The 10914-nt window shown below is 67.1% G+C and carries 12 protein-coding genes and 2 pseudogenes; all 14 read left to right on the top strand.

The window, feature by feature from the left end:
* A pseudogene (locus VKI00_RS04435) lies at positions 1-564 on the top strand (cell division protein FtsH); the annotation flags it as partial.
* A 17-nt stretch (positions 565-581) separates the two neighbouring features.
* A complete protein-coding gene (gene folE / locus VKI00_RS04430) occupies positions 582-1190 on the top strand; it encodes a GTP cyclohydrolase I FolE (RefSeq protein ID WP_324435732.1) in 609 nt (202 codons plus the stop codon).
* Positions 1187-2029 carry a dihydropteroate synthase gene (folP, locus tag VKI00_RS04425; protein ID WP_324435730.1) on the top strand — a complete coding sequence of 281 codons (843 nt, stop codon included), beginning with the start codon at positions 1187-1189 and terminating at the stop codon, positions 2027-2029. Before folE ends, folP begins: the two co-directional genes overlap by 4 nt.
* On the top strand, positions 2022-2423 hold the full coding sequence (gene folB / locus VKI00_RS04420) for a dihydroneopterin aldolase (RefSeq protein WP_324435728.1): 402 nt from the start codon (positions 2022-2024) through the stop codon (positions 2421-2423). Before folP ends, folB begins: the two co-directional genes overlap by 8 nt.
* 49 nt (positions 2424-2472) lie before the next feature.
* Positions 2473-3039 (top strand): 2-amino-4-hydroxy-6-hydroxymethyldihydropteridine diphosphokinase, encoded by a 567-nt coding sequence (gene folK, locus VKI00_RS04415; RefSeq protein WP_324435727.1) that lies wholly within the window; start codon positions 2473-2475, stop codon positions 3037-3039.
* Complete coding sequence (locus tag VKI00_RS04410) at positions 3039-3515, top strand: DUF3180 domain-containing protein (RefSeq protein WP_324435725.1); 477 nt, start codon at positions 3039-3041, stop codon at positions 3513-3515. The genes folK and VKI00_RS04410 overlap by 1 nt, the downstream gene beginning before the upstream one ends.
* A gap of 87 nt (positions 3516-3602) precedes the next feature.
* Positions 3603-4208, top strand: a pseudogene (locus tag VKI00_RS33695) (DUF6779 domain-containing protein); the annotation flags it as partial.
* Positions 4209-5405: 1197 nt separating this feature from the next.
* A complete protein-coding gene (locus VKI00_RS04400) occupies positions 5406-6323 on the top strand; it encodes a Rossmann-like and DUF2520 domain-containing protein (protein WP_324435721.1) in 918 nt (305 codons plus the stop codon).
* Positions 6320-7267 carry a pantoate--beta-alanine ligase gene (panC, locus tag VKI00_RS04395; protein ID WP_324435719.1) on the top strand — a complete coding sequence of 316 codons (948 nt, stop codon included), beginning with the start codon at positions 6320-6322 and terminating at the stop codon, positions 7265-7267. Before VKI00_RS04400 ends, panC begins: the two co-directional genes overlap by 4 nt.
* On the top strand, positions 7267-7674 hold the full coding sequence (gene panD / locus VKI00_RS04390; RefSeq protein WP_324435718.1) for an aspartate 1-decarboxylase: 408 nt from the start codon (positions 7267-7269) through the stop codon (positions 7672-7674). Before panC ends, panD begins: the two co-directional genes overlap by 1 nt.
* A 28-nt stretch (positions 7675-7702) precedes the next feature.
* On the top strand, positions 7703-8527 hold the full coding sequence (locus tag VKI00_RS04385; RefSeq protein WP_324435717.1) for a type III pantothenate kinase: 825 nt from the start codon (positions 7703-7705) through the stop codon (positions 8525-8527).
* A 44-nt stretch (positions 8528-8571) separates the two neighbouring features.
* Positions 8572-10095: a lysine--tRNA ligase gene (lysS, locus tag VKI00_RS04380; protein ID WP_324435715.1), complete on the top strand. Its 1524-nt coding sequence runs from the start codon at positions 8572-8574 to the stop codon at positions 10093-10095.
* Between the two features lie 117 nt (positions 10096-10212).
* Positions 10213-10551, top strand: a complete 339-nt coding sequence (gene lsr2 / locus VKI00_RS04375; RefSeq protein WP_324435713.1) for a histone-like nucleoid-structuring protein Lsr2 — start codon at positions 10213-10215, stop codon at positions 10549-10551.
* 266 nt (positions 10552-10817) lie between these two features.
* Positions 10818-10914 (top strand): Clp protease N-terminal domain-containing protein (locus tag VKI00_RS33690; RefSeq protein WP_131735922.1); only part of this gene is annotated, 97 nt, incomplete at its 3' end.

Below are 10914 nucleotides of genomic sequence, written 5' to 3'. Positions count from 1 at the left end.
GAGTTGGAGGCGATCTTCGCCGACGTCGAAAAGCGGCCACGGCTAACCCTGTTCGACGACTTCGGTGGCCGCATCCCGTCGGACAAGCCGCCGATCAAAACGCCTGGCGAGTTGGCCATCGAGCGCGGCGAGCCATGGCCGAAACCGCAGCCCGAACCGGCCTTCAAGGCTGCGATCGCGGCGGCGGCCCGGGATGCCGCGCAGGCCGAGGCCGATCGGGCCACCAACGGCGCCAATGGTTCTCACGGAGCGCCGGGCGGCCCCGAGGGCCAGAATGTCCCGGGCGCTCCACCGCACCACACGCAACCCGATTACGGTGCACCGGCAGGCTGGCACGCTCCCGGCTGGCCGCCGCAGCAACAGCCGCCCGGCTACTGGTACCCGCCGCCGTCCGCACCGCCGGCACCGCCGCACTGGGCTCAGCCACCACACAACTACGGCGGCCAGCCCTATCCGCCGTATCCGCCGTATCCGCCGCCCGGTGCACCTGCGCCGGAGGCAGGCCAGCCGGTGGACCCACCCGGCGGCGACCCGAGCCCGTCCAACCCGTCGGCGCACGGCTGAAACGAACGGAGGCTTCGATGGTGCGGCCGAATTCCCGAACCGCGACCCAGAGCACCCCGGTCTTCGACCAGCCGCGTGCCGAGGCCGCGATCCGCGAGCTGCTGCACGCGATCGGAGAGGACCCGAACCGGCACGGCCTGGTGGACACCCCGGCCCGCGTCGCCCGCAGTTACCGCGAGATGTTCGCCGGTCTGTACACCGATCCTGACACCGTGCTGGACACCACGTTTGACGAGCAGCACGACGAGTTGGTGATGATCAATCAGATCCCGCTGTACTCCACCTGCGAGCACCATCTGGTGGCGTTCCACGGGGTGGCGCACGTGGGATACATCCCCGGTCACGATGGCCGGGTCACCGGATTGTCAAAGATTGCGCGGCTGGTCGACCTGTACGCCAAGCGGCCGCAGCTGCAGGAGCGGCTCACCGCCCAGATCGCCGACGCCCTGATGCGGAAACTCGATCCGCGCGGGGTCATTGTCGTGATCGAAGCCGAGCACCTGTGCATGTCGATGCGAGGTGTCCGCAAGCCCGGCGCTGTTACCACCACATCGGCAGTGCGTGGACAGTTCAAGTCCGACAATGCATCTCGAGCTGAGGCACTCGAACTGATCTTGCGCAAGTGAGCACGACGCACGTCCAAGTCATGGGGGTGGTGAACGTCACCGACGACTCGTTCTCGGATGGCGGGCACTACCTGGATCCCGACCGCGCCGTCGAGCACGGCTTGGCGTTGGCCGCTGCCGGCGCGGCGATCATCGACGTCGGTGGTGAGTCGACCCGGCCCGGCGCGGTCCGAATAGATCCTGCGGTGGAAGCCGCTCGCATCGTTCCTGTCGTCAAAGAGCTTGCATCGCACGGTATTACGGTCAGTATCGACACCATGCACGCCGGCGTTGCACGCGCGGCGCTGGAAAACGGCGCCCAGATGGTCAACGACGTGTCCGGCGGGCGCGCCGATCCGGACATGGCCGGTCTGCTCGTCGAGGCCGGTGTGCCTTGGGTGCTGATGCATTGGCGATCGGTGTCGTCTGACCACCCGCACAAAACTCCGCGCTACGGCGACGTGGTGGCCGAAGTGCGCGCCGAGCTGCTCGCCAGCATCGACGACGCCGTGGACGCGGGCGTGGATCCGGCGAAGCTGATCATCGACCCCGGCCTCGGATTCGCCAAGACGGGCCAACACAATTGGGCGCTGCTGCACGCCTTGCCGAAGCTGGTGGCGATCGGTGTCCCGGTTCTGGTCGGGGCATCGCGGAAACGGTTCCTTGGCACCTTGTTGGCCGGTCCCGATGGCGCGGTGCGGCAACCTGACGGACGTGAGACGGCCACCGCGGTGGTGTCGGCATTGGCGGCACTGCATGGCGCATGGGGCGTGCGGGTGCACGATGTACGCGCGTCGGTCGACGCGCTGCGGGTCGTCGACGCGTGGACGCTAGGTGGGGCGGACGAATCCGATGGCTGATCGAATTGAGTTGCGCGGCTTGACGGTTCGCGGCCGACATGGAGTCTTCGACCATGAGCGCGCCGACGGCCAGGACTTCGTGGTCGATATCACGCTGTGGATCGACCTGGTGGACGCCGCGGCCAGCGACGACCTCGCGGACACTTACGATTACGGCGTCCTGGCGCAGCGCGCGGCCGCTATCATCGCCGGGCCCGTCCGCAATTTGATCGAAACGGTGGCCGGGGAGATCGCCGAGGATGTGATGAAAGACCCGCGCGTGCACGCCGTTGAGGTGACGGTGCACAAGCCGCAGGCTCCGATTCGGCAGACGTTCGCAGATGTGGCGGTGGTGGCCCGGCGGTCGCGCCGCGGGGGAAGGGGTTCGGTAGTTCCGGCAGGAGGGGGCGTATGACGCGCGCCGCCGACGATGCAGAGCGCAGCGATGGGGAGGAGTGGCGCAAATGACGCAGGTGGTGTTGTCGCTCGGATCGAACATCGGTGACCGGCTGGCCCGGCTGCAGTCGGTGCTTGACCGGCTGGGCGGGGCGGTGCAAGCGGTCTCTCCGGTTTATGAGACGGCCGCCTGGGGCGGCGTCGAACAGGGGCCGTTTCTCAACGCCGTGCTGATCGCCGACGACGCGACGCTCGACGGACACGGTTGGTTGCGCCGCGCCCAGGAGATGGAGCAGGCGGCAGACCGAGTTCGCGGACAGCGTTGGGGCCCACGAACTCTCGATGTGGATTTGGTCAGCTGCCGCGAGACGTCGCCGGTCGGCGACACCGAACTGATTTCCCTTGACGATGGTCTGACGCTGCCACATCCGCTGGCCCACCTGCGGGCCTTCGTGATGATTCCATGGCTGGCCATCGACCCGGACGCCGAGCTGACGGTGGCGGGCGGAAAGCAGTCCGTCGCAAAGCTGCTCGCCCAGCTGGATCCTGCCGACCGCGCCGGTGTGCAACTGACCGGGCTGACACTCGAATTGCGAGGCGAGAGTGCGGAATCCGACGCGGCATCGGGGACTTGATGGGCCCGACCCGCAAACGTGACCTGACGGCGGCGGTGATCGGCACTGCGGTGGTCGGATACTTGCTTGTCGTGATGCTCTACCGATGGTTCCCACCGATCACGGTCTGGACGGGTCTGTCGTTGCTTGCGGTCGGTATCGCCGAGGCGGTGTGGGGGCGTCATGTGCGGGCCAAGATCAGCGACGGTGAGATCGGCGACGGGCCCGGCTGGCTGCATCCGCTGTCGGTGGCCCGCACCCTGGTGATCGCGAAAGCGTCGGCCTGGGTGGGCGCATTGGCGCTGGGTTGGTGGGTCGGGGTTCTGGTGTACTTGTTGCCGCGGCGGTCGTGGCTCAGGGTGGCCGGCGAAGACACCGCCGGCACGGCGGTGGCGGCAGTCAGCGCGCTGGTTTTGGTGATTGCCGCACTGTGGCTGCAACATTGCTGCAAGTCGCCGCAGGATCCGACCGAGCATGCTGAGGGGGCGGAAAATTAGCCAGGTTCAGTGCGGGCAATCGGTCCAGGTGAGAATCGCCGCAGCACGGCGACACGCGGAGTGACCTCGGCCCGGTACAGTCGGGCCATGACCGATCTGGCCCGCGGCGCCCGGGTGCGGCGCGGCGGCCGCAGACCGGGTTGGGTACTGCTCACGGCGTTGCTGGTGCTCGCTATCGGCGCCAGTTCTGCGCTGGTTTTTACCAACCGGGTGGAGCTCCTGAAGCTTGCCGTGATCCTGGCGCTGTGGGCCGCCGTCGTCGCCGCGTTCGTGTCGGTGATCTACCGCCGGCAGAGCGATGTGGATCAGGCCCGGGCGCGGGACCTGAAGCTGGTTTACGACCTGCAACTGGACCGCGAAATCTCGGCCCGCCGCGAATACGAGCTCACCGTGGAGTCGCAGCTGCGTCGCGAGCTGGCCAGCGAACTGCGCGCTCACTCCGCCGACGAGGTCTCGGCATTGCGCGCCGAGTTGGCCGCGCTGCGCACCAATCTGGAGATCTTGTTCGACGCCGAACTCAGCGAGCGGCCGGCACTGGAGACCGAGCGCAAAACCGTGCGCAGCGATTGGGATCGCGAACACGAAAACGCGCGGGAACAGGTCAATCGCGTTACCTCGGTGCGGGCCGAAGAGCCGCCCCGTCGCGCCGACGACAGCTCGATCATCGACGTGCCCGAAGAACCGCTGGCCCCACCGCCGCGGCAGCCGGTCGCGGACAGCTACCAAGCCGCGACGTACAACTACCAACCCGTCGGCGCTCACGAAGCTGCCGGGCCAAACCTTGCCGCGCAGGCATACGAGGCGCCAGAAGCAGACCGGGGTGGGCGCCGGCGCCGAGACGAGCGCGTCGCTCGAGCCCAGCAGGACGAATCGACGCCACCCACCGGTTGGGCCGCCGCGCCGGGGACATCACCCGCGGGCGACGCAGAGCGGCAGCCCGAGGGCCGCTCGACCCTGCGGGAGCCAACGCCGGCGGCCAACGGTTGGGCCGCATCGGCGGGGGCGTCATCCGCGAGCACGCCAGAGCCAGAGCGCCCCGAGTATCAACCGCCACGTCGCTCACACCGGCGAGAGGAAGCGCCGCCGCAGCCCGAGCCGCGCTTCGTACCTCCACCCATCCCGCCCGAGCCGCCACCGCAAATGCCGCGGCCCGAGTGGACCGGCCCCACCGCGGCGTCGCGGCATCAAGAAACGCCCACCAGCTGGCAGCCAGTCGCCTCCGAAGGACAATGGCTGCCCCCTGGAGCACCGGGCAGCAATTGGAATTCCGAACCGGCCGTGAACACCGGCGGCGGCCCTTGGAAGTACGACAACGCACCGTCCAGCGAGGGGGCTCCGCTCGGTTCTCCCAGCGTCAGCGAGGCCCCCCCGCTGTCGGCTGAGCGGCGAGGTCGGCATTCCAGCACCGCCGAGCCGCCAAGTCAGGTCGGGCAGCCCGAAGCCGATTGGCGCGAGCCGGGTCGTCGGGCCGCCGCCCGTCACTCCGCTGAAAATTCCGCGTATTCTGACTCCGGCATCGGCGTCGGCGACACCGAGACGCCGGCGCCGGCGATGTCGCCGCCACCCACCCCACCGCCGCCAATGCCAGCTTCGCCACCGCCACCGCCCGACCGGGAACCGGTAATGTCGCCGCCACCCTCGCCCAGTGCCCGGCACCGGACCACCGATCCGTTGGATACCTCCGCTCCGCCGTCCGGCGGCCAGTCGGTCGCCGAGTTGTTGGCGCGGCTGCAACCCAGCCCGTCCGGCGGCGGCCGGCGGCGGCGGCGCGAGGACTGAGGCGAAGGCCACAGGCCAACCGCGTGGTAGCCGGGGTAGAGTCTTAACGACCGTCCGGTACCCGCGCCGCGGGACTGGAACGAATCAAGAGACTTGTGAGGGTCGTCTGCGATGGTGCAGTTCGACGGATTGCGCCCCGCCCGGCTCAAGGTGGGGATCATCTCCGCCGGCCGGGTGGGAACGGCGTTGGGCGTCGCGCTGGAACGTGTCGACCACGTCGTGGTGGCCTGCAGCGCCGTTTCCCGGGCGTCGCGGCAACGCGCCGAGCGCTGGTTGCCCGACACCCCGGTGTCGCCGGTGCCGGACGTTGCCGGCAACGCCGAGCTGCTGCTGTTGGCCGTGCCCGACACCGAGCTCGCGGGCCTGGTTTCGGGACTGGCCGCCACATCGGCGGTGCGGCCGGGCACCATCGTGGCGCATACCTCGGGGGCCAACGGCGTCGCCGTTCTCGCGCCGCTGAGCAGGCAGGACTGCATACCGCTGGCCATTCATCCGGCGATGACGTTCACCGGCTCCGACGAGGACATCTCGCGGCTGCCGGACACCTGCTTCGGGATCACCGCGGCCGACGAGGTCGGTTACGCGATCGCGCAATCCCTGGTGCTGGAGATCGGCGGTGAGCCGTTCAGGGTTCGCGAGGACGCACGGGCGCTGTATCACGCCGCGCTGGCCCATGCCGGCAACCACATCGTCACGGTGCTCGCCGACGCCCTGGACGCATTACGGGCCGCGCTGTCGGGGACCGAACTCCTCGGCCAGCAGCTGGTCGACGACCAACCCGGCGGCATCGCGGAACGGATACTCGGACCGCTCGCCCGCGCGGCACTGGAGAACACCCTGCGACGCGGACAGGCGGCGCTCACCGGCCCGGTCGCGCGCGGCGATGCCAGCGCGGTCGCCGGCCACCTGAACGCGCTGGCGGCTGTCGACGCGCAACTGGCTCAGGCCTACCGGGTCAACGCCCTGCGCACCGCGCACCGCGCGCATGCGCCCGACGAGGTCCTTCAGGTCCTGGAGGCTTCCGCGTGACGACCCTCAACAGGCCGAAGTTCAGTGCCGGCGAACTCAACGTGTATTCCAGCCCCAGCGATGTTCTCCAGGTCAGCCGCGCGCTGCGCCACACCGGTCGACGGGTGATGCTGGTGCCGACCATGGGCGCGCTGCACGACGGACACCTCGCGCTCGTCCGCGCTGCCAAACGGGTGCCCGGTTCGGTGGTGGTGGTGTCGATCTTCGTCAACCCGCTGCAATTCGCCGCCGACGAGGATCTGGACGCCTACCCGCGGATCGTTGAAGACGACTTGGCGCTGTTGCGTGGTGAAGGGGTTAAAATAGCTTTCACCCCAAGCGTTGCGGCGATGTATCCGGATGGCCCGCGTACCGCCGTGCACCCGGGCCCGCTGGGATCCGACCTCGAGGGCGCCGCCCGACCCACCCATTTCGCCGGCATGCTGACCGTGGTGCTCAAGCTGCTGCAGATTGTGCACCCTGACCGAGTTTTCTTCGGCGAGAAGGATTATCAGCAGCTGGTGTTGGTGCGGCAGATGGTCGCCGACCTCAACGTCGATACCGCCGTCGTCGGTGTGCCGATCGTGCGCGAGCGGGATGGCCTGGCGATGTCGTCGCGCAACCGGTACCTCGACCCGACGCAACGTGAACTGGCCGGCGTGCTGTCGGCGGCACTGCTGGCCGGGACTCACGCCGCGTCGGGTGGTGCGGACGCAGCGCTACAGGCGGCCCGCGCCGTGCTGTCCGAGGTACCCGCGATCGACGTGGATTACCTGCAGGTGCGCGACCCCGACCTCGGACCCGCGCCGCTGCACGGCCCCGCCCGTCTGCTCGTTGCGGCCCGGCTGGGCGCTACCAGACTCCTCGACAATGTCGGGATCGAAATCAGCACCACCGTCGGCGTCGGCGGGCGAGAGCCCGCGGTTACCGGCACTAGAGACCTCGAATCACCCTGGAGGAACTGATGTTACGAACAATGCTCAAATCGAAGATCCACCGGGCGACCGTCACCCAGGCAGACCTACACTACGTCGGCTCGGTGACGATCGACGCCGACTTGATGGACGCCGCCGACCTGCTCGAGGGCGAACAGGTGACCATCGTCGACATCGACAACGGCGCCCGGCTCGTCACCTATGCGATCACCGGTGCGCGCGGCAGCGGTGTGATCGGAATCAACGGGGCCGCTGCGCATCTCGTGCATCCCGGTGATTTGGTGATCCTGATCGCCTACGCCACGATGGACGACGCCGAGGCGCGCAGCTATAAGCCGAGGATCGTCTTCGTCGATGCCGACAACCGGCCGGTCGATCTCGGCCACGATCCGGCGTTCGTGCCTGCCGACGCCGGCGAGTTGGTCTCGCCGCGATGAGGCTCACTCGCATGAAGGCGGCCTAGCCGTGCTGCTGGCAATCGACGTCCGCAACACACACACCGTCGTCGGGCTAATTTCCGGTTCGGGAGAGCACGCGAAGGTAGTGCAGCAGTGGCGGATTCGCACCGAATCCGAAGTCACTGCCGACGAGCTGGCCCTGACCATCGACGGTCTGATCGGTGACGATGCCGATCAGCTGACCGGCGCGGCCGCGCTGTCCACCGTCCCCTCGGTGCTGCACGAAGTACGGGTGATGCTCGAGCAGTACTGGCCGTCGGTGCCGCATGTGCTGATCGAACCCGGGGTCCGCACCGGCATTCCGCTGCTGGTCGACAATCCGAAAGAAGTCGGCGCCGACCGAATCGTCAACTGCCTCGCGGCTTTTCAGAAGTACGGGACCGCCGCCATCGTGATCGATTTCGGCTCATCGATCTGCGTGGACGTGGTGTCCGGCAAAGGCGAATTCCTCGGCGGCGCTATCGCGCCGGGTATCCAGGTCTCGTCCGACGCGGCTGCCGCGCGCTCGGCCGCGCTGCGCCGGGTAGAGCTGGCCCGGCCGCGCTCGGTGGTCGGCAAGAACACCGTCGAATGCATGCAGGCCGGTGCCGTTTTCGGTTTCGCCGGCCTGGTCGACGGCTTGGTTCACCGCATCCGCGACGACGTGGACGGTTTCGCGGGCGGCCCCGGAAATCAGGTCACAGTCGTGGCGACTGGCCACACCGCGCCGCTGCTGCTGGCGGAGTTGCATTCCGTCGATCACTACGACCAGCACCTGACCCTGGACGGCCTGCGGCTGGTATTCGAACGTAACCGCGACAGCCAGCGCGGACGGCTTAAGACGGCGCGCTGAGGAGGCAATAGCGCTGCCGCGCCTATGACTTAAGCTGGCAGGTCGTGAACGCCGGCGATCAGGACCCTCCGCAGGACCTTCCTGAGGACATCCCCGAGCAGTTCCGGATCCGCCGGGACAAGCGGGCTCGGCTGTCGGCCGAGGGCCGCGACCCCTACCCCGTCGAGGTCGGGCGCACCCACACCCTGGCGCAGATCCGCGCCGCCTACCCGGACCTGCCCGCCGATTCGACCACCGGCGACATTGTCGGTGTCGCCGGCCGAGTGGTGTTCGCCCGTAACTCGGGCAAGCTGTGTTTTGCGACACTTCAAGAGGGCGACGGCACCCAACTGCAAGTGATGCTCAGCCTCGCCAGCGTTGGTGCGGAAGCGCTCGATGAGTGGAAAGCCGATGTGGATATCGGCGACATCGTCTTCGTGCACGGCGAGGTGATCAGCTCAAAGCGCGGCGAGCTGTCGGTCCTCGGCGATAGTTGGCAAATGGCGTCCAAGGCGTTGCGGCCGCTGCCGGTGGCCCATAAGGAAATGAATGAAGAGTCCCGGGTGCGGCAGCGCTATGTCGACCTGATCGTCCGTCCGCAGGCACGCACGGTCGCCCGGCTGCGGATCGCGGTCATTCGCGCGGTACGGACCGCTTTGGAGCAACGCGGGTTTCTCGAAGTCGAAACGCCGATGTTGCAGACTTTGGCGGGCGGGGCGGCGGCCCGGCCGTTCGTCACGCACTCCAATGCTCTCGACATCGACCTCTACCTTCGGATCGCGCCGGAACTGTTCCTGAAGCGATGTGTCGTTGGTGGGTTTGACAAGGTCTTCGAACTTAATCGGGTGTTCAGAAACGAAGGAACCGATTCCACTCATTCCCCCGAATTTTCCATGCTGGAGACCTACCAGGCGTATGGAACCTATGACGATTCGGCGATCGTCACCCGTGAGCTTATTCAACAGGTGGCCGACGTGGCGATCGGCACGCGACAACTGCCACTGCCCGACGGCAGTGTCTATGACATCGACGGAGAATGGGCGTCGATACAAATGTATCCGTCGCTATCCGAGGCACTCGGCGAAGAGATCACCCCGAACACCACGGTTGAGCACTTACTTTCCATCGCCGAGTCGCTCGGCGTCGAGGTGCCGGCCGGTCGCGGGTACGGGCACGGCAAGCTGGTCGAGGAATTGTGGGAACACGCCGTCGGCGCCGGCTTGACCGCGCCCACTTTTGTTCGGGATTTTCCGGTAGAAACAACGCCTTTGACGCGTCAGCACCGCAGCATCCCGGGAGTCACCGAGAAGTGGGACCTGTATATCCGCGGGGTCGAACTGGCCACCGGATATTCGGAATTGATCGACCCGGTAGTGCAACGTGAGAGGTTCGCTGAACAGGCGCGAGCCGCGGCGGCCGGTGATGACGAGGCTATGGTGCTCGACGAGGATTTTCTCGCCGCCTTGGAGTACGCGATGCCGCCGTGCACGGGAACCGGAATGGGTATCGATCGGTTGTTGATGGCTTTGACTGGCCTGTCAATTAGAGAGACAGTATTGTTCCCGATTGTTCGTCCGCATAGCAACTGACCTCCTCTATGGTGGTTGTATTGAATGCCGCGCCTTCTTATGGCAGATTGATGCCCACGGGGGCGGCCCAACAACTTGCACAGTAAGTGCTCAGGAAGAAAGCGTGAGGCTTAGCCAATGGCGAAGAAAGTGACCGTCACCCTGGTCGATGATTTCGACGGTGAGGGCGCCGCCGATGAAACCGTCGAATTCGGCCTCGACGGGGTGACCTATGAGATCGACCTTTCGAGCAAAAATGCCACGAAACTGCGCCACGACCTGAAGCAGTGGGTCGAAGCCGGCCGTCGTGTCGGCGGTCGTCGGCGCGGCCGTTCCAGTTCCGGTCGCGGCCGCGGGGCCATCGACCGCGAGCAGAGCGCCGCGATCCGGGAATGGGCCCGCCGCAATGGCCACAACGTGTCGACGCGGGGCCGCATCCCGGCCGATGTCATCGACGCATTCCACGCCGCGACCTGACCGCCATTTGACTACCGCGAAAGCCGGACCAGCACCGAACGCGGGCTGGTCCGGCTTTCGCTGATGGCGAAGCGATCACCGACTCGGCGCGGAAACGTTTTGCCGTTTGACCGCGTTGCTTCTATTACGGCTGTCAAGTGACCGGGCGTCTGCGTGTGGCGTAATCAGCGCAAGGTAGGAAGCCCGGCGAGCCGACCACTACAGTGGATGTCAGGTACGCGATGTCGTCCGTTGTACCGATGGTGAGGGAGAGCAGGTAACCACCGATGTTCGAACGATTTACCGACCGTGCCCGCAGGGTCGTCGTCCTGGCGCAAGAAGAGGCCCGGATGCTCAACCACAACTACATCGGCACTGAGCACA

The sequence above is a fragment of the Mycobacterium sp. genome, from assembly GCF_035314665.1.
Taxonomy (GTDB): domain Bacteria; phylum Actinomycetota; class Actinomycetes; order Mycobacteriales; family Mycobacteriaceae; genus Mycobacterium.
The sequence above is the reverse complement of the archived record's forward strand: the minus strand, read 5'-3'. Positions and strand labels throughout refer to the sequence as shown.